This is a genomic window from Gammaproteobacteria bacterium (assembly GCA_029882975.1).
Taxonomy (GTDB): domain Bacteria; phylum Pseudomonadota; class Gammaproteobacteria; order SZUA-152; family SZUA-152; genus JAJDNG01.
The window spans coordinates 71,294-92,679 of the sequence record JAOUJW010000011.1 but is presented as its reverse complement, the minus strand read 5'-3'; the positions used below and the strand labels follow the sequence as shown (position 1 = coordinate 92,679).

General features: G+C 48.2%; 24 protein-coding genes. 13 read left to right on the top strand and 11 right to left on the bottom strand.

From position 1 onward, the window contains the following. Positions 1 to 54 precede the first annotated feature (54 nt). Complete coding sequence (locus OEY58_10180; protein MDH5325818.1) at positions 55 to 441, top strand: hypothetical protein; 387 nt, start codon at positions 55 to 57, stop codon at positions 439 to 441. A gap of 87 nt (positions 442 to 528) precedes the next feature. Here OEY58_10180 and OEY58_10175 read toward each other — a convergent pair whose 3' ends face one another. Beyond that, positions 529 to 666, bottom strand: coding sequence for a hypothetical protein (locus OEY58_10175; protein MDH5325817.1), 138 nt, complete (start codon positions 664 to 666; stop codon positions 529 to 531). Positions 667 to 840: 174 nt separating this feature from the next. Then, positions 841 to 993 carry a hypothetical protein gene (locus OEY58_10170; protein MDH5325816.1) on the bottom strand — a complete coding sequence of 51 codons (153 nt, stop codon included), beginning with the start codon at positions 991 to 993 and terminating at the stop codon, positions 841 to 843. 331 nt (positions 994 to 1,324) lie between these two features. Between OEY58_10170 and OEY58_10165 the strand changes: the two genes are divergently transcribed. The 4 genes from OEY58_10165 (at position 1,325) to OEY58_10150 (ending at position 6,182) form a co-directional block, all read left to right on the top strand. Next, positions 1,325 to 1,654 carry a TfoX/Sxy family protein gene (locus tag OEY58_10165; protein MDH5325815.1) on the top strand — a complete coding sequence of 110 codons (330 nt, stop codon included), beginning with the start codon at positions 1,325 to 1,327 and terminating at the stop codon, positions 1,652 to 1,654. Between the two features lie 51 nt (positions 1,655 to 1,705). Continuing rightward, entirely contained in the window at positions 1,706 to 2,467 is a 762-nt protein-coding gene (locus OEY58_10160) for a DUF2459 domain-containing protein (GenBank protein MDH5325814.1), read from the top strand. Positions 2,468 to 3,299: 832 nt separating this feature from the next. Further along, positions 3,300 to 3,704, top strand: coding sequence for a hypothetical protein (locus tag OEY58_10155; GenBank protein ID MDH5325813.1), 405 nt, complete (start codon positions 3,300 to 3,302; stop codon positions 3,702 to 3,704). Between the two features lie 216 nt (positions 3,705 to 3,920). Next, positions 3,921 to 6,182, top strand: a complete 2,262-nt coding sequence (locus tag OEY58_10150) for a protein kinase (GenBank protein ID MDH5325812.1) — start codon at positions 3,921 to 3,923, stop codon at positions 6,180 to 6,182. Between the two features lie 62 nt (positions 6,183 to 6,244). Here OEY58_10150 and OEY58_10145 read toward each other — a convergent pair whose 3' ends face one another. Genes OEY58_10145 through OEY58_10135 form a run of 3 tightly spaced genes read right to left on the bottom strand, consistent with a single transcriptional unit; the run spans position 6,245 to position 7,923 of the window. After that, the gene (locus OEY58_10145) at positions 6,245 to 7,057 is read right to left on the bottom strand and encodes a peptidylprolyl isomerase (GenBank protein ID MDH5325811.1); all 813 of its coding nucleotides are present in this window, start codon (positions 7,055 to 7,057) and stop codon (positions 6,245 to 6,247) included. Between the two features lie 27 nt (positions 7,058 to 7,084). Next, positions 7,085 to 7,384 (bottom strand): YciI family protein, encoded by a 300-nt coding sequence (locus OEY58_10140; GenBank protein MDH5325810.1) that lies wholly within the window; start codon positions 7,382 to 7,384, stop codon positions 7,085 to 7,087. Positions 7,385 to 7,386: 2 nt separating this feature from the next. Then, positions 7,387 to 7,923, bottom strand: a complete 537-nt coding sequence (locus OEY58_10135; protein ID MDH5325809.1) for a septation protein A — start codon at positions 7,921 to 7,923, stop codon at positions 7,387 to 7,389. 150 nt (positions 7,924 to 8,073) lie between these two features. Here OEY58_10135 and OEY58_10130 point away from each other — a divergent pair, with 150 nt between their 5' ends. The 6 genes from OEY58_10130 (at position 8,074) to OEY58_10105 (ending at position 14,083) form a co-directional block, all read left to right on the top strand. Next, positions 8,074 to 8,919, top strand: coding sequence for a PHP domain-containing protein (locus OEY58_10130; protein ID MDH5325808.1), 846 nt, complete (start codon positions 8,074 to 8,076; stop codon positions 8,917 to 8,919). Positions 8,920 to 8,981: 62 nt separating this feature from the next. After that, positions 8,982 to 9,602, top strand: a complete 621-nt coding sequence (locus OEY58_10125) for an L-threonylcarbamoyladenylate synthase (GenBank protein MDH5325807.1) — start codon at positions 8,982 to 8,984, stop codon at positions 9,600 to 9,602. 89 nt (positions 9,603 to 9,691) lie between these two features. Further along, entirely contained in the window at positions 9,692 to 10,909 is a 1,218-nt protein-coding gene (locus tag OEY58_10120) for a tryptophan--tRNA ligase (protein ID MDH5325806.1), read from the top strand. Positions 10,910 to 11,083: 174 nt separating this feature from the next. Further along, positions 11,084 to 11,875, top strand: coding sequence for a segregation/condensation protein A (locus OEY58_10115; GenBank protein MDH5325805.1), 792 nt, complete (start codon positions 11,084 to 11,086; stop codon positions 11,873 to 11,875). Continuing rightward, positions 11,872 to 13,095 carry an SMC-Scp complex subunit ScpB gene (gene scpB, locus OEY58_10110; GenBank protein MDH5325804.1) on the top strand — a complete coding sequence of 408 codons (1,224 nt, stop codon included), beginning with the start codon at positions 11,872 to 11,874 and terminating at the stop codon, positions 13,093 to 13,095. The genes OEY58_10115 and scpB overlap by 4 nt, the downstream gene beginning before the upstream one ends. Positions 13,096 to 13,132: 37 nt before the next feature. Beyond that, positions 13,133 to 14,083, top strand: coding sequence for a pseudouridine synthase (locus OEY58_10105; protein ID MDH5325803.1), 951 nt, complete (start codon positions 13,133 to 13,135; stop codon positions 14,081 to 14,083). On the opposite strand, the gene OEY58_10100 is transcribed toward OEY58_10105, so the two are convergent. Then, on the bottom strand, positions 14,080 to 15,015 hold the full coding sequence (locus OEY58_10100; protein ID MDH5325802.1) for a GGDEF domain-containing protein: 936 nt from the start codon (positions 15,013 to 15,015) through the stop codon (positions 14,080 to 14,082). The genes OEY58_10105 and OEY58_10100 overlap by 4 nt on opposite strands. Positions 15,016 to 15,384: 369 nt before the next feature. Here OEY58_10100 and OEY58_10095 point away from each other — a divergent pair, with 369 nt between their 5' ends. After that, entirely contained in the window at positions 15,385 to 16,422 is a 1,038-nt protein-coding gene (locus OEY58_10095; GenBank protein ID MDH5325801.1) for a thioredoxin fold domain-containing protein, read from the top strand. Between the two features lie 118 nt (positions 16,423 to 16,540). Here the strand turns inward: OEY58_10095 and OEY58_10090 are convergent, their stop codons facing one another. Beyond that, a complete protein-coding gene (locus OEY58_10090; GenBank protein ID MDH5325800.1) occupies positions 16,541 to 17,284 on the bottom strand; it encodes a YciK family oxidoreductase in 744 nt (247 codons plus the stop codon). A 62-nt stretch (positions 17,285 to 17,346) separates the two neighbouring features. Further along, positions 17,347 to 18,210, bottom strand: coding sequence for a presqualene diphosphate synthase HpnD (hpnD, locus tag OEY58_10085; protein MDH5325799.1), 864 nt, complete (start codon positions 18,208 to 18,210; stop codon positions 17,347 to 17,349). Positions 18,211 to 18,380: 170 nt separating this feature from the next. Between hpnD and OEY58_10080 the strand changes: the two genes are divergently transcribed. Further along, positions 18,381 to 18,581, top strand: coding sequence for a hypothetical protein (locus tag OEY58_10080; GenBank protein MDH5325798.1), 201 nt, complete (start codon positions 18,381 to 18,383; stop codon positions 18,579 to 18,581). Between the two features lie 31 nt (positions 18,582 to 18,612). Here the strand turns inward: OEY58_10080 and rmuC are convergent, their stop codons facing one another. The 3 genes from rmuC to ubiG are packed head-to-tail and all read right to left on the bottom strand — an operon-like array spanning position 18,613 to position 21,372. Continuing rightward, complete coding sequence (gene rmuC, locus OEY58_10075; GenBank protein MDH5325797.1) at positions 18,613 to 19,929, bottom strand: DNA recombination protein RmuC; 1,317 nt, start codon at positions 19,927 to 19,929, stop codon at positions 18,613 to 18,615. A 23-nt stretch (positions 19,930 to 19,952) separates the two neighbouring features. After that, positions 19,953 to 20,633 carry an HAD-IA family hydrolase gene (locus OEY58_10070; GenBank protein ID MDH5325796.1) on the bottom strand — a complete coding sequence of 227 codons (681 nt, stop codon included), beginning with the start codon at positions 20,631 to 20,633 and terminating at the stop codon, positions 19,953 to 19,955. Between the two features lie 40 nt (positions 20,634 to 20,673). Continuing rightward, a complete protein-coding gene (ubiG, locus tag OEY58_10065; protein ID MDH5325795.1) occupies positions 20,674 to 21,372 on the bottom strand; it encodes a bifunctional 2-polyprenyl-6-hydroxyphenol methylase/3-demethylubiquinol 3-O-methyltransferase UbiG in 699 nt (232 codons plus the stop codon). Positions 21,373 to 21,386 lie beyond the last annotated feature (14 nt).

Sequence of the window (21,386 nt, the reverse complement as noted above, 5' to 3'; positions counted from 1 at the left end):
CTATTACCCTGTGTCTGGAATGATTGGAATTTGAACAAGCGTTGAGGTGCAAGCATGGCAAAACTTCCCGATGGTCTGAAGTTGAAGGATCAGCAATTCGAAAAACTGGCCGGGCTTTGGAGTTTGGCCAAAGAAAAGTTAAAAAACTCTGAGGGCAGTTTAAATCACTTTAGTGTGACAGAGTTGGAGACGCAGCGATTGCGAGTGGATGTATTTGGTTTTTCCTATTTGTTGGTTTTTAGCCATAATTTTCAATTCGGTCGAATTTTATATGCGCAATGGGATGATCAAGGTAACTTAGGCGACGGTTTGTTATCGGTTGCTTTTGATCCCAAGGGAAAATTGGGTGAACCCTATAGCAAATATACCGTGAAAGATTTTGCCGAAGTCAATTTTTTGATATTGGATTCTATTACTTCCATCAGCCGCATCAAACGTTAACTGTTATAACAAAGACGCTTATGTTCAAAGCATAACTGCCGTATTGTTTTCAACACGGCAGTTTTCTTTTTGGTAAAGACTCGATTGTTACGGCAGCAATACTCTGGGTGGTTTTTTCACTTTTATCTTTCCAGGCCCGGGTACATACACTCGGGGACCGATGCAAGCGCTGGTAAATGCCACCAACATGAATAGGACGAGAAAATAGCTTAGGGTTTTTTTCATATGACTAGCCTCTGTTTCTTTGAAACAATCTTAAAACGCTGGATTGGAAATAATCCGTCGCGTTCCTGTGAAAATACAGCATCTTGTTTAGGAATGTAGATGAATTTAACAGGAACTTCCAGCGACAGTTTCACTGGAAAAGGCCCGTTGCCGGCAACGGGCCTTTGGTGTTCTTTAATGAGTCGAGATTGTTGCAGTCTGTGTTACTTGAACGCTGAGTTTTTGTAAGGATTGCGCCAGTAGGGCGATGAGTTCGTAACGTTCGGCTTTGCTGATGTAAATGGTTTCCGGTTCCACTGTTTGAAGTTGTAATTTCTTATCGTACATTCCACACCTCCGGTTTTTTGAATATTATCGGGCATGTTGGATACTCTGCCGCAACTTGCGTTGCATGCAAGGATTACACCAGTATGTCTCGATTCATATTCGGTTTGATTTTGAGTGATATTTGTTCAAATCATAGAGGCATGTGTCCAATTTGTGACACGAGCGACAAGAGATTGACGCTGCTTTGGGAGGCAGATCATCAACGTACAAGAGTCCTCAACGTACAAGAGTCCTCAACGTACAAGAGTCCTCAACGTAAGAGCCATCAACTCAGTTGTGGTCTTCAACACAGAAAAGGTCTTCAATTTAAGACTCGCAGGGGGGAGTCAAAATGGCTTATGACGAAGGTGTAGCCCAACGGGTTCGTGAGATTCTACAGGACTATTCGGGGGTAACAGAGAAAAGAATGTTTGGCGGGATCGCATTTATGATTAACGGTAATATGTGCAGCGGGGTGGTGCAAAGCGAGCTCATGTTACGGGTAGGGCCGGATGCCTATGAGCAATGCTTAACACGGCCCCATGCTCGGATCATGGATTTCACCGGCAGACCGATGAAAGGTTTTATTTATGTGGGAGAATCCGGTTTTGAAAATGATGGAGATTTGCTGGCTTGGATCGAAACAGCGGTACAATTTGCGGGGAAGCTACCGCCTAAATAGTTCCTGCTGAGTGGGGGCTGGGATTGGATTTCCCGGGGAAGAGGAGGTTTTGTGGCTAGCATCCTGGTAAGAAACGTTGTAGCGTGGCTTGTCTTGGCGCTGGGTGCATGTGCTTCCGGCCCAAAGGTTATTACGGCTCTTGAGGTGGAGCGTCAGGTTTCTCAACAGCCGCAACTGGCCGCATTGATAGGGACGAAGCCGCGAAAACACAAAATATATTTGACCGGCGTGGGATGGCATACCGGTTTGGTTTTGGACTTGGCGGATATGGACTTACTGGCTCACATGCCTGTATTTCAGCAAGTACCGTCACGTTTTCCCGGAGCCCAATATCTGGAATTCGGCTGGGGAGATAAACGCTTTTATCAGAACCCCGGCCAATCTTTGCGCTTGACGGCCAATGCTCTGTTGGTGCCAAGTCATAGTACTATGCATGTGGTGGCAATGCGTGCTTCACCGCAACGACATTTAGGTGGAGCTGGAGAGGTAATAGAGTTATGTCTGGATGATAAGCAATTCCTCGCTTTGGGATTGTATCTTGACCGAAGTTTTAAAACCGGTCCGTCCGGTGTAGTGGCCACTTTGCCGGGCCCCGGAACCAGTTGGTTTTTTGATGCCGAGGGCGATTACCATTTGCTGAATACGTGTAATACCTGGACAGCCAAAGCCTTGGCCGGAGTGGGTATGCCCCTACAACCCGGCTTATATTGGAGTGCTACTTCGATTTTGGACTATGTAAAGCAAGAATTGAAATCCTTGGACGCTTTTGGCGCACCTTATCCGGGGCGAAAATCGATCTATTCATGCCATTGAGTTTGCGAAAAACAAAGTGCGGTAGGCTTTGTTAACAATCGCGATAGGTTGAGAGGTAGACTATGCGAAATATTATGCGAAATATGTTGTTTTGTTATTGTCTGCCTGCCTCCGCACCTTTATGGGCTCATGAAAAAATTTTTTTGCTTCACTTTCAAAATTCTCCCCTTGGTGTAATCAAGAAGTTCATGACTATTATTTTTCCAAGGGATTGAAACTGTCCAATGTGCACTGAGAATCTCAAACCAAAGACGGTCATTGGCACAGTCAACGTAAGGTGAGACTGGATCTGACGAAGGTAACCTTGCAGTGCTCCGTTCCGCAGAGCGGAAGAGAAAGTGAGGTGTACATTACTTTGACGAATGGCAAAATATTACAGAAAAAAATACACGTTTGGATAGCGATAATGTCCCTGTGACGACGGACAGTCAGCTGGAAACCTGGTGCAGCGAAAAATCCCCTGTGAATTTACAATCCCAAAGTCTTCTTCCTGATCGATGGCGGGTGAAAACAGTGAGGAAAGGCAACAATCTATTAACATGTGGGGTGTGGCGGGCTGGTTTTGAATGAAAAGAATTTGTCTGCTCGGTTACCAAAGGCGGTAGGCTGGAATACGATGAGTTTTTCCCAATAATATTATTTAAAAGTATATAAAAGACAGGTGATATATTATAACGTTATTAGCTGTAGTGGTTATTTATTGTTCAGTTTCTGTTATGGTATGAGTCTGGGTTGGGGACTCTAGCCGTCATTGGTTTTATTCAAAATACAAATCTACATGCGGTTTCCTTACCTCCAAGAACTTGTGATGTAATTCTGAGGTGGTTTCACAATGAAATATATTTCTATAATCTTTCTGCTATTCACGCTTAGTGCCTGTGCCCCTGCCCACCGTTTGGGAACGGTGGTTATTGAAAACAATACGGGAGAGCGAATTTTTGCTCAAACCCGGTTCATGCATGACAATAGCTTGAGTAGTTTTTATTCCTTGCAGCCCAATGCAGGAACGGAAATCGCCACTTTTGATATTGCCCCGGGGACGGAAGCAGATGTGTTGGTTCAATTGGAAGAAATGCAAATTACTAAATCCGGTTGTGATGTGAATTTAGATAAATCCCACATAAAGAAAATGGCACAGCTGGAAAAGCCGGGGTATTTTATTCGCATTACCAAAGATGTGTTCAACCGTTGTAAAAAGACAAACAGTACTTGGGAAATCTACAGCATCTCCGGTTAATTTTATCACCGCGCAATCGCGCAAACCCGGGTGACCCGCCCGGGTGCTCTGCTTTTTTTTATTGGCGTTTTATCCGATACTGTCCCAGGTAGTTTGTAACTTACGCGCTGGAATCGGCGGCTATACTTATCGTTACAAGTAGAAGCGGCTTGTTATTCAAGTTAGGTTACCAATTGACGTTAACAAAAGACGTTACCAGAAGCAGTGGAGATGCCCGTGCAAATTGGGGAAACAGTCAGAGATTATGTGTTGGAAGAGAAAATCGGGGCCGGTGGTGTTGGCGAGGTATGGCGTGCGCGACACCTTGCACTGGATAAAATTGTCGCAGTAAAATTTATGTTTGCGCATTTGGCGCAAGACCCCGATTTTCAGGACAGGTTTTTACGCGAAGCGGTCACGATGGCCAACCTGGATCACCCTAATATCGTTTCTGTTTCTGACTATTTTTCCAGCGAAGGGCAGCACTGTCTGGTGATGTCCCATGTGGATTGTGGTTCCTTACGAGATTGGATTCGGGAAAAGTCGCGTTTCAGCGAAGCCGAAACCTTACAAATCGCCGGCCAAATGCTCAGTGCCTTGGATTTTGCCCATCGGCGCGGTGTGATACACCGAGATGTTAAACCCTCCAATATTCTCATGGATCTCAATGGTAATGCCCACCTAACGGACTTTGGCATAGTCCTGCTTACCAGCGAGCAGCGGTTAACGACCACGGGTACGTTCATGGGAACTGTAGAGTACATGAGTCCTGAGCAAATTCAGGCCGTGAAGGGCGTTACGGGCAGGAGTGATCAATACAGCTGTGCTTGTGTGCTGTATGAGATGTTAACCGGACAACCGCCTTGTGGCAGCCGGGATGGTGGTGATACGGAATTTACCATTATGAAACGCCACACTGATGAAATACCCCCGATAATCAGGGAACTCAATCCGGATGTGAGTGAAGCAACCCAGGCGGCGATTATGCAGGCTTTAGCCAAGGATCCGGCCAACCGTTTTCCGTCTTGTGGGGATATGATCCGGGCGCTGGAGTTGTCCCAGGTGCAACCTCATGTGAGTGGCAGCACGGTACCACCGGGAGTCATTGACCGCGCTGTGTCTGACCAAACTTCGGCTATTGTGGTACCCAAGGCACTTTCAGATAAAGCCATTTCCAATAGAAAGTCCGATATTCACGTCCCTAAACTAACACCTGACAGTGGTGACACGATGGTGTCGGTCCAGAATAAAGCGGTATATCCCACTACGGAAAAGCTCAGCCCCGCTGATGTGGTGCAAGCCCAAACCCAAACCCCATTGGCGCCTACCCAAGTGGTGCAGGCTGAAGCGACAAAAGCGGTGGGCAAGAAAAGTTATGCCTTATGGTTGGTGTTGGCGATTGTTGCCGGCTCGGCCTTGTCCTTCCTCAGTTTAAAAGACACTTTCACCGTTAGGAGTTTGTTAGGTAAAGCTGAGAAAGCCTACGCCATGGGTGAGTATGAGGCGCCGCAAGGTAGCAGTGCTTTGGACTATTACAAAAAAGTACTGCAATTGGAGCCGGATAATAAAAAAGCCATCAACGGTATTCGACGCATGGCTGATTATTATTTAAATTTGTCCAAAAAGGCAGTGGGTGAGCGGCAATATGCCAAGTCCGAGCGTTACGCGGATGATGCGGCCCGCTTGGCTCAATTGCATCCGCAATTAAACGGAATCACCGACCGCGTGGCGGCAGAGCAGAAAATTCGTGTGGCGGAAATGGCGTTGGAGGAAGTGGAATCGGAAAAGCTAAAAATTAAGGCCATGGAGCAAGAACAGCTGGACCAGTTGGAACAGGAAAAGGAAAGACTGGCTTCCGAGAAGGAACGGTTATCCACAGAACGCATTATTATGCAAAACGAGAAACGATTGCTGACTCAAAGCCGGCTTAATACTCAACAACCAGTGCCACAAGCCCGAACGGTTTCCGGTTCCAAAGACGCCGCTGCACGCAGTCCTGCCGCCAAAGAAGCCAAGTTAATCAAACCCATTACGATGAGTGTAGTTAAAAAGAAAGCTACTACAGCGTCTGCGTCCAAGGGTTTGAACACAGCTAAGACCAAAATCCCACAAAGAAACCAGACAGTGGCCACAGCTAAACCTGAACCTAAGCCTGAACCTGTACCGGCATCGGTAAAGACTGAGGCGGAAATTAATGCGGAGCTGAAACAGCATTATAATACCGGCCGAGCAATGTTAAAAAAACGTGATATGACCCTGGCGGATATTCGGGAAGCGCAGGGCTTGCTCAAACAAATGCAGGGCCTGTCGGCAGAGCACAAACTGGTCAAAAGTCTGTCCACCTTAATAGTGAGGGCCTGTTACTTGCTGGGTCGCAATACCTTAAAACAGAAGCAATACGAGACTACACAGGAGTTAATTAAGTTGGGACTAGGATTGGATGCCGACGACAAGCGAATGAAAAAATTGCAAAAGTTACTGGATCGGCAAAGACAGTAGGGTTAGGGCGAATGAGTTCCGCATAGATGAGGATTTCACCTATGCGGATGACATCGAAGAATTTATCGAGTTTTTATTTTGGCTTTTTTTCTTAGGCTATTGATATAAGATTCCACGCTTTTGTTTTGTACCCGCATGCGCAGTTGATCTTCCATATCCTCGAATTTCGGTGTGTCGGTGGCGCGGCTGTCTTCCAGCAGAATGACGTGCCAGCCAAACTGAGTGTTCACGGGGGTCTCTGAGAATGTGCCTTTTTTCATGTTTGCGACGGCATCAGCGAAAGGCTTAACCATCTGTTCCGAGCGAAACCAACCCAGGTCTCCTCCCATGGGACCGCTGGGTCCGGTGGACTTTTCTTTGGCCAGTTTTTGAAAATTACCGCCTTTCTTTAATTCGGCAATCACATCCTCGGCTGTTTTTTTGTCGCTCAGCAAAATGTGGCTGGCTTTGAACTCGCGATTGTTCAGGGTTTTAATGAAGTTTTCGTATTCCGTCTGTAAGGTTTTCTTAGGAATTTCCTCTTCAGTGGTTTTTCTCAACATTTCACCGGCAATTATATTTTGGCGGGCGTTTTCCAATAGCGTGCGAATGTTTTGGGATTTGTCCACTTTCTTTTGTAAGGCATCTTGATAGATGAGTTCACGGTTAATGAGTTCGTTGAGTACCATGTCGCGTTGCGTGGTCGGATCCAGGTCTTTTGGTAAACCCCGTTGCTTAATATACGAATCATAGGTGCTGAGTGTGATTTTCTTGCCGTTAACCACAGCCATGACATCTTTGCCCAGGTCAGCACTGTGAGCCAGTTTACCGCCGATGAATACGCCGGTCGCCACGAAAAAGCTGACCAGATTAATGAAAAGTTTGCGCGAGTCCATATAGGTTCCTTTTGGTTGCCGAACCAGTTACGGCAGTACCAGTTTAAATGGTTTTACAATGACAGATTCATAGACGCCTGCTGTTTTGTACGGGTCCGCATTTGCCCAGGCTTGGGCCTCCTCCAGAGAAGGGAATTGCGCAACAACCAGACTGCCACTGAATCCGGCTTCGCCGGGGTCATCGCTGTCAATGCGCGGATGCGGGCCTGCCAACACCAGTCGGCCTTGGTTTTTCAGTTCTTCAAGGCGTTGTAGATGTGCCGGGCGAGTGGCTTTGCGTTTTTCCAGACTGTCCGCACAGTCTTCGCTGATAATGGCGTATAACATTCTTATTCGGGTTCCGGTTTTAAATGTTTATGCATGTAAATGCCTTGGCCCATGATAAATAACAGCGTTAAGCCGAGATTTCCAAAAGTTTTGAAATCCACCCAAGTATCCGTGTCATAGTTGAACATGACATAAAGATTGGCGAAGCCGAAGGCGATGAAAAAGACTGCCCAGCTGATATTCAGTCGGTTCCAGACAAATTGGGGCAAGGTTATTTGTTTGTCCAACATACGTTGGATCAGGGTTTTGTTACCGATAAAGTGCGAACCCAGAAACACCAGGCCGAAAAGCCAGTTTACGACGGAGAACTTCCATTTTATAAAGGTTTCGTCCTGAAAGAGTATGGTGGCGCCGCCGAAAACGACGACCAGCACCAGAGTGATAACGTGCATCTTTTCCAGGCGTCGGTGTTTGACCCAGAAAAAAATCATTTGCGCGATAGTGGCGATAATCACAGCCCCTGTTGCTACAAAGATGTCATACATTTTGTAAGTGACAAAAAACAGGATTAAAGGGAAAAAATCAAACAGAAATTTCATGTGTCCGCTTACTGTGTATTATTGATGATGAGTCGCATGGGTTACGCCCCGGGCCGAAGGCGCATACTGTATCACATCCCACCAATAATGCGGTAGAAAATGCCGGTTTCGTATGCAGAGCCTGTCTTATTGAGGTATGATTGCGCGCTTATGTCTTTGAAATTTGACCTGCACAGCCATTCCAATGCATCCGACGGTAGCCTGAGTCCAGAATCACTGGTCCAAAGAGCGAGGGAGTGCGGTGTGGACGTATTAGCCTTGACCGATCATGACATTACTGCCGGCTTGGAAGCGGCTTCACGTAGTGCCAGGCAGTGGGATGTTCAGCTGATTCCCGGCGTAGAGATTTCGGTTTCGTGGTCCGGTATAACCATACATATTTTGGGCTTGGGAATAGATCCACAGAACCCGCGTTTGCAGCAAGGTTTACTCGAATTGCGAAAATTCAGAGATTGGCGTGGTGAGGAAATTAGCCGGCGCTTGGAAAAAGCAGGAATACCAGGGGCTTTGGAGGGCGCAAGACGTCACGCTTCAGGTGCAATCATCAGTCGTACCCATTTTGCCCATTTTTTAGTGGAGCAGGGGCGGGCTAAGGATATTCGGGACGTGTTCAAACGCTTTTTGGTAAAGAACAAGCCGGGTTATGTTCCGGGCCAATGGACAGATTTGAATTCAGCGCTGGAATGGATCCACGCGGCCGGTGGTTTGGCTGTTATTGCCCATCCGGCACGTTATAAACTCAGTGCTACCAAGCTGAGATCCCTGTTGGCGGAATTCCGGGATTGTGGAGGGGAAGGTTTGGAAGTGGTTTCCAGCAGTCATAGTGTCGATGAATGCGGTACGATGGCGCGATTAGCGCAGCAATTTGACTTGTTGGCGTCGTGTGGCTCGGATTTTCACGCCCCAGAGCAGCGTTGGGCCGAGTTGGGTCGCATTCCCCCGTTACCGGATCAGTGTGTACCCGTGTGGAGCCGGCTGCCTGGATTGCAGACGTAAACCCATCAATCATCGTTTAATTATCATAGTCCATCAACCAGCATCTTTAGTACTTAACTCCCATGAGCCAATTTTTGCAGATTCACGAAACCGATCCTCAAGCGCGCTTGATCAAACGTGCTGTGGAGATTATTCGGGACGGTGGTGTGGTGGTGTATCCCACTGACTCCGGCTATGCCCTGGGTTGTCACCTGGGTGATAAAAACGCTATGGAACGGATACGACGTATCAGGAAACTTGATGATAAACATAACTTTACCTTGGTTTGTAAGGATTTATCCGAAGTTTCCACCTATGCCAGAGTGGACAATGCGTCTTATCGTTTAATGAAACGATTAACACCCGGACCATATACTTTTATACTCATGGCAACACGCGAGGTTCCACGGCGACTCCAAAACCCCAAAAGAAGAACCATAGGTTTGCGTGTTCCGGATAATGTGATTGCTCACGCCATGTTGGATCAACTGGGTGAACCACTGATGAGCAGTACTCTCATACTTCCCGGTGAAGAAATGCCGGAAACTGACCCCTTGAGCATCCGTGATTTATTGGAACGTCAGGTGGATTTGGTCATCGACGGGGGGTATTGCGGTTTGGGCTCTACGACCGTGGTGGATTTGGTGTCTGAGGAACCGGTGGTGTTGCGTGAAGGCAGCGGGGATGTGGATGCATTGTTTTAGAATAACCACACAAACAGAAATAGAATAGCTGGTTTTCTTGGCCGGTTTGGCTTTTAATAAGAACTGCACGATAAAGAGAAGGGGAAAGAATGAGTTCGGTACCGACACAATACCAAAGGGTATTATCGGGAATGCGCCCAACCGGGCAGCTGCACTTAGGGCATTACCACGGCGTCTTAAAAAACTGGCTGACTTTACAACATGAGTATGAGTGTTTTTTCTTTGTTGCCGATTGGCACGCCTTAACCACTCAATACGACAATACCAGCGTCATTGCTGCCAGTGTTCTGGATAATGTGATTGATTGGTTGGCGGCGGGAGTAGATCCGGGAGCGGCACGAATCTTTATTCAATCTCATGTGCCTGAACATGCGGAATTGCACCTGTTGCTGTCCATGATCACCCCATTGAGTTGGTTGGAGCGGGTACCCAGTTATAAAGATCAACAGGAGTCCCTCAAAGAAAAGGATCTGGCCACCTACGGTTTTTTAGGCTACCCCTTATTACAAAGCGCCGATATATTGATCTATCGAGCCGGAATCGTTCCGGTAGGAGAGGATCAGGTGGCTCATGTGGAGCTGACCCGGGAAATTGCGCGTCGTTTTAACCATCTCTATGGCCGCGAAACCGATTTTGAAGGAAAAGCCGAAGCCGCTATTCGTAAAATGGGAAAGAAAAATTCTAAGCTATACAACGAGTTAAGGAGAAAATACCAGGAACAGGGTGATCATGAGGCGCTGGAAACCGCCAGAGCCTTGTTGGAGACTCAGCAAAATATTACCCTGGGTGATCGCGAAAGACTCTTTGGATATGTGGAAGGGGGCGGTAAAATAATCCTCCCCGAGCCCCAAGCGTTGTTGACAAATGCGTCCAAAATGCCGGGGTTGGATGGTCAAAAAATGTCCAAATCTTATGGCAATACCATTGCCCTGAGGGAGGATCCCAAGGCGATAGAGCAGAAGTTGCGTACCATGCCTACGGACCCAGCCCGTATCCGCAGGGATGATCCCGGTGATCCGGCCAATTGTCCGGTGTGGGAGTTACATCAGGTATATTCCAACGACGATACCCGAGACTGGGTGCAGCAGGGTTGTCGCCAGGCCAGTATTGGCTGTGTGGACTGCAAGCAACCTATTATTGATAGTGTGTTAAAGGAACTGGAGCCTATTCGGGAGCGGGCAGAACAATATATCAACGATCCCAAACTGGTGCAGAACATCATCAGCGAAGGCAGCGAAGCGGCCAGGGATGTTGCCCAGGATACGCTGGACGAAGTACGAGAAGCTATGGGGCTGGAATATAAGTAAACCGGACCAAACCGGCGGGGCACAGATAGCATGAATGAAGACGAGTTAGCGCAACAACAGGAAGCGAGTACTGGTGAGGGGGAGAGTGAGCCATCGCAAACCCAGGCCAATGCCGATACAGCCAATGAGGCGACAGTGACCGAAACTGGGGGCGAGGACTCGGTACAGACTGATATGCAGTCCTTACCCGATAATGTGATTCCAATCGCCAAAGTACGCGGTGCGGCAATGATTGAGATGCCGCAGGATTTGTATATTCCTCCGGATGCTTTAGAGGTTTTCCTCGAAGCCTTCGAAGGGCCGTTGGATTTGTTGCTATACCTGATCAAGCGGCAAAACCTGGATATATTGGACATTCCTATAGCGGAAATCACCTATCAGTACATAGAGTACGTGGAGTTGATGAAAGAGTTTCACTTGGAACTGGCTGCCGATTATTTGGTGATGGCAGCCATGCTGGCGGAAATTAAATCGCGGATGTTGTTGCCACGGCCAATTACAGAGGAAGATGAAGACGATCCCAGGGCGGAGTTGGTTCGGCGACTGCAGGAATACGAACGTTACAAAATTGCTGCTGAAGATCTGGCTGTTTTGCCGCGGCTGTATCGGGATGTATTCCAAGTCGAAGTGCATCCACCTGAGTTGGAGCGAAGCAAACCGCAGCCCCACGTGGAGTTGAAGGATTTGTTGTTCGCGTTTAAGGATGTGTTGAACCGGGCGGATATGTATTCTCATCATCATATCCAGCTGGAACCGTTGTCGGTGCGTGAGCGCATGTCCAGTGTATTGGACAGGGTACGGGGCGGTGGTTTTGTGGAATTTGTGTCCCTGTTCACGCCTGAGGAAGGTCGTTTGGGTGTAGTGGTGAGTTTTCTTGCTATATTGGAATTGATTAAAGAATCATTGATTGAACTGGTGCAGACAGAACCTTTTGAACCCATACACATTAAGGCTGTGGAGTCATGATAGAAATTCAACAATTAAAAAAGGTCATTCAGGCGGCCATGATGGCCTTTGGTCAGCCCCTTACTGTAGAACGTATGGTGGCCCTGTTTGATGAAGATTCAGGCGTAGGCAAAGGCGAGATACGCGAAGCGCTTGTTTTATTGCAGGAAGAATGTGCGGATACCGGAATAGAATTAGTGGAAGTTGCCAGTGGTTTTCGCTATCAAGCCCGGCAGGAGAATGCGCCTTGGGTTGGGCGTTTATGGGAAGAAAAACCACCGAGGTATTCCCGCGCTTTATTGGAAACCCTGGTGCTTATTGCGTATCGTCAACCCATCACCCGTGGTGAGATTGAAAGTATCCGCGGGGTCAGTGTTAGTTCCCAAACCGTTAAGACATTGCTGGAAAGAGATTGGGTGAAAGTGGTCGGACATCGTGACGTTCCCGGGCGTCCGGCTATCTATGCTACCACAAAGGCATTTTTGGACTATTTCAATTTGAAGTCTCTGGACCAATTACCCTCCCTAAGCGAAATCAGAGATCTGGATAAAATCCGAGTGGACGGGGAGACAGACCCAAACAATATCGAAGCCGCCGCGGGCGAAAATTTAGAGACTCCAGTGGATATCCATGCAGAATCCGCTTTGGACGAGCCGGAAGAAGAGGTCTCGAATGAAAAGGAAGTTGTGGCCGAGGGCGAGCTTAAGGACGAAGACGAATCCGATTTGTACACAGACACTGCTGATGACGATGATGTCGTGGAGTCAAAGACGGATGTGGCAGTGATGCAACAAGCACATGAGTCGGATGAGGTTGAAGAAATAGAACCAGCAATGGAACCCGAATTTGCGCAAGCTGCCGATTCGGAGCCTGATGTGGACTCGGATGATGACGATTTCGTCGACTTTTCTTCTGGTGAACCCACTGTCACTATGGTATCTGCGGACTCTGATACCGTAAGTGAAGAGATTCTGTCGGAGTTGCAAGTTGATGATGATGACTTCGTCGATTTTTCCATAGCCTCAGAGACTGATGTTGATGCAGATGACTATGATCCGGAAGCCGAGTATTCCGAAGATCCGCCCATAGACGAGCCGCGCAGGGACTATGAGGAAATGTATGTGGATCATGATGAGTTACACGAAGATGCTGACGTAGTGATGGAAACTGTGGATGACACACAAGAGGATGAAACGGATAACGATACCCTAAGACCGGAAAAACACGCAGCGGCGGAATAGTCTCCGGATAGACTCGGATCCTGACTCCAGGCATCACATGACAGAAAAATTGCAAAAGGTACTGGCGCGTGCCGGTTACGGCTCTCGCCGTTTGATGGAAACCTGGATCGAACAAGGTCGGGTAAGTGTCAATAAAGTAACCGCCAAACTGGGTGATCGCGTTGGTGAAAATGACCTCATTGCTCTGGACGGTCGTCTCATCCCCAAGCGTCTGCTTGACGCAACTCAAAAGACTCTGCTTTACCATAAGAACGTGGGAACCGTGTGTTCCCGCTCGGATCCGGAGGGGCGTTCTACCATTTTTGAAGACATGCCTAAAATCAGTGGCGGTCGCTGGATTTCAGTTGGGCGGCTGGATATTTCTACCAGTGGCCTGCTGATTATGACCAGTGACGGTGAGTTAGCCAATCGTCTCATGCATCCTTCCTACGAGTTGGAACGGGAATATCTGGTGCGGGTTCTGGGTAGTGTCAGTCCAGCTACCATTAATCAGTTGCTCGCCGGCGTGGACTTGGACGATGGTCCGGCGAACTTTGACTCCATTGTGGACATGGGGGGTGAAGGCGCGAATCATTGGTATCGGGTGGTGGTTAAAGAAGGGCGTAATCGGGAAGTTCGACGTTTGTGGGAGTCTCAAGGTGTGGTTGTTAGTCGCTTAACGCGCATACGCTTCGGACCGGTTGAGCTGCCGCGAAGCTTGGCACGGGGGCAGACAGTCCAAATGCCGGATAAGCTGTTGGCGGATTTATATCGCGTTGTGGGCTTGAAACCGCCCGGTGAGCTTTATGAACCGGAGATAAGAAAATCATTGGGGGGGCAACGGGTAAAGGCCGGTGTAAAGCAAAAGCGGGTTAAATCCCAAAGTGTGAAGACGTCGTCTCGTTCTCAATCCAAGCCCAAAAAGGCCTCGGACTCAAAAGCTCAAACCGGATCCAAACGTTCAAGCGGACCCAAGGGTCCAATCGCCCGGACTCGCCGCAAAGATTAGACGCCCGTGGCGATGCGAATGCAATTACGACCTTCGCGTTTGGCTTTGTATAAGGCTTCGTCCGCACGGGCAAACAGGGATTTGTCATCGTCCGTTTCCGCTAATACAGTAATGCCCAGGCTGACGGTCATAGAGATTTGCTGTTTATTCACCTGAGTTTGCAGGCGTTCCACCCGGCGTCGTATGCGTTTTGCCAAGCGAAGCACCCCTTGGATATCGGTTTCCGGTAGGACAATCACAAATTCCTCGCCACCGTAACGAAAAATCATATCGGAAATACGCACGCTTTTTTCCGTGCATTCCACCAAGGACTGCAGGCACAGGTCTCCGGCGGAGTGGCCGTAGGTATCATTAATGGTTTTGAAATGATCCACATCCATCATGATAATACCCAGTGAACGGTTGTGGCGCGAAGCCAACTCTATCTCACGTTGTACGGATGTATTCATGGCCGAACGGTTGCCAATGCCGGTTAATGGATCTTTGTTGGCTGCATTGACAGCATCTTTATACAAAATTGCGTTTCGCAGCGGGTAATGAACTGCGCAAATCAGCTGTTCAATCGTCTCGATTTCCTTGTTGGAAAATTTGCTGTTGCGGGTCAGGCTGAGAAAACCCAAATGTTGTTCATTAATGGACAATTCATAAGTGCAGGAATGGCGCGCTCGGCGTCCCAGCGTGAAGTTCACGCTGAGTTTTTCGTAAACATAGGAAATATTATTGTGCGGTACGATATCGCCCAGTTCTTTGCTGAACTGACTCAACAGTTCTTCAATGTTTAGACTGGTCTGTAAAATGCCGGCGATGTGCAATACTTTTTCGTATTGCTTGGAGTTTTCCGCCAATTGCTCGGCATTATTGATAGCCGCGAGCTTACCACTGCTGTTGACTGGCAGTACCTTGTTTTCCGTTACCTGCGGCAGTGTCGACATTGTGCACCTCGTGGGTTTTATTGTCCGTCTTTTATTCAATGTTCTTAATAGAAAAACAGAAGCGAAAAATATGCCAACCGCATATAATAATGTAAAACAAGGGTTTACAAACACTACTGGAGTTAATGCCAAAATTGTGTCGCCACGAAAATGTCTCGGCGATTACAGATCAGAGGCAATCGCGATACTCAGGACGGGAGTTCGCAACGGCTTTAGAATAGATACTCAAAAAAAGTCTAGTCACTATTGGTTCAATTGAAAGTGTAAATTGTATAATAAATATTTCTGTTTTTAGGAACCCCGTAGGAATTTGTTGGGTCTGAGACTATTATGAGCGTTGCTAAATGCGGCTACGACGGGAGGTCGGTCATGTCAATTACCTTACGTAATCTGGGAATGGGGATTCTCATACTGTGTTTTACTCACAGTGTTTGGGCGAAAAAGGAAGGGGAGCTCAATCCGGATCTGACCAATCCAGGGTTTGTGGAGTTTCCTGCATGGTTTAAGGTGTCGTTTCTGGATTTTAATGAAGACAGCGATGAGGCGAGCCAAGCCAGTAAGTATTTACTGGTATTTTTTTATCAGGACGGCTGTCCGTACTGTCGCAAAACCATAGAAGTGAATTTCGCGCAAAAAGCCATCGAAGACAAAACCCGTGCTCATTTTGACGTAGTCGCGGTGAATATGTGGGGTGACCGGGAGTTGACCTGGCTGGACGGCGAATCCATGACGGAAAAGCAATTGGCGGAAAAAATGCGGGTTATGTTTACGCCCACCTTGATATTTGTGGACAAGGACAAGAAAACCGCGTTACGCATTAACGGTTACTACCATCCGCAAAAGTTTTCTGCAGCGTTGGATTATGTGCGTCAGGGGCAATATCTCAAAACCGGGTTTCGCCAATATTGGAATCAACTGAGTCCCAGTCCCAGCGCCGGTAAGTTACATGCGCAAACTTTTATCGTTAAACCACCCTACGATTTTTCCAAAACCTCAAAAACGCCGCGCTTGGTTTTGTTTGAACAAAAAGATTGCCCCGCCTGCGATGAGTTGCACACCGATGTATTTAAACGCAAGGAAACTCTGCAGCAATTGAAACCCTTTAGCGTAAGTCAACTGGATATGTGGTCTAATACTCCGGTGGTTACGCCCGAGGGTAAGAAAACCACTGCCAAACAATGGGCCAAACAACTGCAGGTCAAATATGCTCCGTCTTTGGTGTTTTTCGATTCCCAGGGCAAAGAAATCATTCGCACCGAAGCCTATTTTAAATCCTTCCACCTGCAATCGGTGATGGAATACGTCTCCTCCGGCAAATACAAAACCATATCCAGCTTTCAACGCTATATCGACGAACGCGCCGATGCCCTGCGGGCCAAAGGCGTCGCTATCGATCTGATGCGCTAGCAGTATTGTGCCGAACCGAAATCGCTGAGTTCGTGCACAATTGCAGGGCGGCTAACCTGAGTAACCCGCGCTGTGCGAAAGGTGGGTTTAAGCCAGGGTGGTCTTTATGTGTTGGCACCTAATCCTGCGCCGCAAAACGTTCTCCGGTTACTCCGGCGCTGGCTTCGTTCATTAAATAAAGATAAATATTGCAAATATCTTCCGGCCCTGGAATTTCATTGGGATCCTGCCCGGGGTAGGCCAGGGCGTTCATGCGGGTGCGTACCGGACCGGGATCGACACAGTTGACGCGTATACTGGTGTTAACTTCCAGCTCTTCCGCCAAGACTTCGGCCAGGTTGGTGACAGCGGCTTTGGATGCGGCATAGGCGCCCCAGTAGGCCTGTCCCTTATAGCCCACATTGGCGGTTGTGAAAATAATGGAGCCGTCTGGTTTCTTATTCAGCAGTGGCAAACAATACTTGGTGAGAAAAAACGTGGCATTTAAATTCACCTGCATAATATGCATCCACAGGCGTGCATCGTAATGTTCGATGGGTGTTAAGGTGCCCAGGGTGGCGGCGTTGTGTAGCAGGCCGTCCAGGTGTCCAAATTCAGACTCTATGGTTTGTGCCAGTGTTTGGTATTCCACCGGCATGGCCGTTTGCAGTTCCATGGGGTAAATCGCCGGTTCCGGGGAGCCTGCCTCGACGATTTCATCATAAATTTTTTCCAGTTTCTTTTGCGTCCGTCCCAATAAAATCACTGTGGCTCCGTATTGGGCGTACACTTTTGCTACGGCGGCACCGATACCGTCGCCGGCTCCTGTTACGACAATGATGCGATCCTTGAGGCAGTTTTGCTCTGCTTGATAGTTTGACATAACATTTCCAATTCAGAACCAGGGTTTGTGTTTTAATTACTGGCGATACAATAGAAAAAGGTTTACTGATAAGACAATTTCGAATGACGCAATTTTTCTGCTCTGGCGGTTTTCCATGCCAGCCATAGCTTTTTGAAAGGACTTATGGAGATCCGACCATTCATCACTTGGTAATCGTGTTTTTCGATAGCATGTAGCAACTCTTCATAGATTGCAGCCATAATTAGACCACTGCGTTGATTGTAACGGTCGGTTTCCGATAAATAGGTGTAGGCCTTTTGATAATACTCTGCCGCCCGCCGGCCCTGAAATTTCATGAGTTCACGCATGGCATCCGTATTACGATAGTTCAATATATCCTGTTCGGATACACCGAAACGTTCCATTTCATCCAGGGGAATGTAAATACGATCGCGTTCTGCATCTTCACGTACATCGCGCAGGATATTGGTTAATTGAAAAGCCAAGCCAAGGTTGTGCGCGTATTTCTGCGCATCCGGTTCTTTGTATCCGAAGATTTCCGCTGCCATCAAACCCACCACACCGGCGGCGCGGTAACAATACAAACTCAGTTCGTTAAAACTGGGATAACGATGGATGGTAAGGTCCATAGCCATACCTTCGATGATTTCCAAGAAATATTTCAGAGGCAGGTCGAATTCTTTAATGATTTCGCATAAGGCGTGCTGCACCGGATGCTCCGGTTGGCCCTGGAACGTTTTTTCCATGGTGTCGCGCCACCATTGTAATTTGGTTTGTGCCACTTCCGGGTTGGTGCACTCATCCACAATATCATCCACTTCGCGGCAAAATGCGTACAAGGCTGTGATGGCTTTACGTTGCTTAGGCGGCAGAAATAGAAAGCTGTAATAGAAACTGGAGCCGCTTTTGGCAGTTTTTTGTTGGCAATATTGTTCCGGTGTCATGGTGATTATGGCATGTGGTTTTAAGTGTTTGGTTACAGGTTGCACAAAAGTGGATATCTGAATTATACCAGTTTTAAATCTGATCTCTATGCTTGGATGTTGTGGCCTTGGTGTCGATGCCCTAAAATTTGTATATTTGGTTCAATCGGATTGGCAGAGCAATTTAAAAAATGGCGAAATTCAGGAAATTTACTGTGGGTGTGGTGGTGGGCAGTTGTCTCGGTTTGTGGGCCGGAGTGAATATTGGCAAAGGTCAGCCTATTTGGGCCAACCCCTTTAAACAGCGTTCTCTGGCGCAACAAGCATCCGATCAGGCCAATAAAATGCTCAAGGATGCCAAACGCGCAGTACGGGAGAGTTTGAAAGAATAGGTTTACGTTTAACAGTACAGGATGAATCCTATTAAGCGTCTTCCAGCTGTTTTTCCTCGGGCTGTACGGTTTCCGGGCTGCTTTCCAAAGCCTTGGGCGCGGCTTCGATTTGTTCCACCCGCTCCAGGGGTTTCTTCTCGCTAATCCCCATTTCCGTGAATTTACGTGCTCCCGGTATGATGCGGCTGTCGAAAGAGGCGACGGCTCTATTAAAATGTTGTACGGAGCCGGACAGGCTTTTACCCAAGCGACCCAAATGCTCTGCGAAGGTTGCCAGGCGTTGATATAGGTCGGCACCAATTTCGCGAATATGCTCGGCGTTTTCCGCCAATGATTCCTGGCGCCAGCCGTATGCGATAGCCCGTAATAATGCCATTAGGCTGGTGGGCGTTGCCAGAATCACTTTTTGTTGCATGGCATCTTCCAGTAACTGGTGGTCTAAATCCAGGGCTGCGCTGAGAAACTGATCTCCCGGAATGAACAGTACGACAAATTCCGGGGAATTTTTAAACTGATTCCAGTAGGATTTTGCAGATAGTTCCTGGATACGTTTGCGTACATTGCGACAATGTCGTTCCAACGCTTTGCTGCGGTCAGTATCATTGTCCGCTTCCACGGCGCTGAGATAGGCATCCAAGGGTGTTTTTACGTCCACCACAATTTCACGTTGTCCCGGCATGCGCACAATCATATCGGGACGCAGGGCGCCGTGTTCCGTGTTTTGATGTTCCTGTTGGAAAAAATCACAATGTTCCACCATGCCTGCCAGTTCCGCCAGACGCTTTAGCGTCAGTTCACCCCATTGTCCCCGAACTTCGGGGCGGCTCAGAGCTTTGACCAGGTTGCGGGTTTCCGATTGCAGTGCCGATTGAGTTTGGGCCATGCTGGTCAGGTGCTGGGTCAAGGCACCGTAGGCCTCTTTGCGTTCGTTTTCAATTTCACGGATTTGTTTTTCGGTTTTATCCAGGGCTTCTTTAATGGGCTTGATCAGGTTTTCGATGGACTTTTCTTTTTGTCCTAACTCGTTTTTCGCTTGGATTTGAAACTGTTTCAGATTTTCCTGGGCCAGTTTCAGGAAGGCTTCATTGTTTTTTTGCAGTGCCTGACTGGATAAGGCGCTGAAGCTGTCTTGTAATTGTTGTTTGGCATTTTCCAGGGTTTGTAGTTTTTCGTTGGCGTTGCTGCGTTCCAGCTCCAGGGTGACCTCAAGGGTTTTGATCTGTTCCCGTGCTTGTTGTAGGGGTTTGTTTAAACGAAAATAGACTATTAAGCCACAAAGTGTGGCTGCCACCGCGGCGCTAATGCCTACCAATAACCAGTGTATGGGTTCCAGATGTATTCCTGTCATCGCTATTTCCGCTGCTTTACTTGTTATTTAATCCAGTGTTCCAAAGTGTAGCGGATTTGTTCCGGATGAGACACACTGGTGTCTGCGCCCCAGCTTTGGGTTTGGCTGAGATCATCGATATAACCGAACAGGGCGGCGATGGTGTGCATGCCGGCGGCGTTGCCTGCTTCTATATCACGGGCGGCATCACCCACATAAACGCTGTGTTGGGCTTCGCAGCCAATGGTTTGGCAGGCATGAAATAAGGGGGCAGGGTGGGGTTTTTTACGTTCCAATGTGTCACCACTGACAATACACGCCGCTCTGGATGTGAGTCGCAATTGTTCCATTAAGGGCAGGGTGAATCGGCTGGGTTTATTGGTGACCACCCCCCAGGGAATTTGGCGGGCCTCAGTATACTGTAGCAGCTCTTCCATGCCTTCAAATAAGCGGGTATGCACGGCAATGTTGTCGGCGTAGATGTTCAGCAAGCGTTGCCGCAGGGGTTCGTGGTTCGGGTGATCCTCGGCAAATCCAAAGCCCAGGGTAATTAATGCACCGGCACCGTTGGATACTTGATTGCGAACTGTTTCCAGCGGCAGTGGGGGTAGGTTTTGCTCTTCACGAACCCGGTTCAAAGCAAAGCTTAAATCCGGCGCAGTATCGGCCAGAGTGCCATCCAGGTCAAACAACAGACTGCTTTTGGAAGCGTGAATTAGAGTCACCGTGAATTTGCGTCACAAAGGTGTTGCAGCCTGAACCCAATCAGTCGCAGCGGCCACAGGCCAGGTAATTTACGCTGACATCCTGGCCTAATGAATATTGCCGTGTCATCGGGTTGTAACTCATGCCGGTGAAATCCGAGATGCGAATACCGGCTTGTAAGGCCCATTGGTTCAGTTCACTGGGACGAATGAACTGTTTGTAATTATGGGTGCCTTTGGGTAACAAATTGAGAATGTACTCGGCTCCGACAATGGCAAACAAATACGCTTTTGGGTTGCGATTTATAGTGGAGAAAAACAGCATGCCGTCCGATTTCACCAGTTGACGGCAGGCCTGCAATGTGGATGCCGGGTCGGGTACGTGTTCCAGCATTTCCATGCAAGTTACGACATCAAAACTTGCCGGGCTTTGCGCTGCCAGTTGTTCGGCGCTGATCTGCCGGTAGTCCACTTGCACACCGGATTCCATTCCGTGCAACCGAGCCACGTTCAATGGAGCCTCACCCATATCAATACCCGTGACTTGGGCGCCGCTCAAAGCCATACTTTCTGCGAGAATGCCTCCGCCACAACCCACATCCAATACTTTTTTTCCACGTAGCGGGCTGAAGGACTGAATATACCCAAGCCGCAGCGGGTTGATGTCGTGCAGGGGTTTGAACTCGCTGCCCGGGTCCCACCAGCGTGAGGCCAGGGCTTCAAATTTGGCAATTTCAGCGGGGTCTACATTTATATTCATACGCTTTTAGGCTC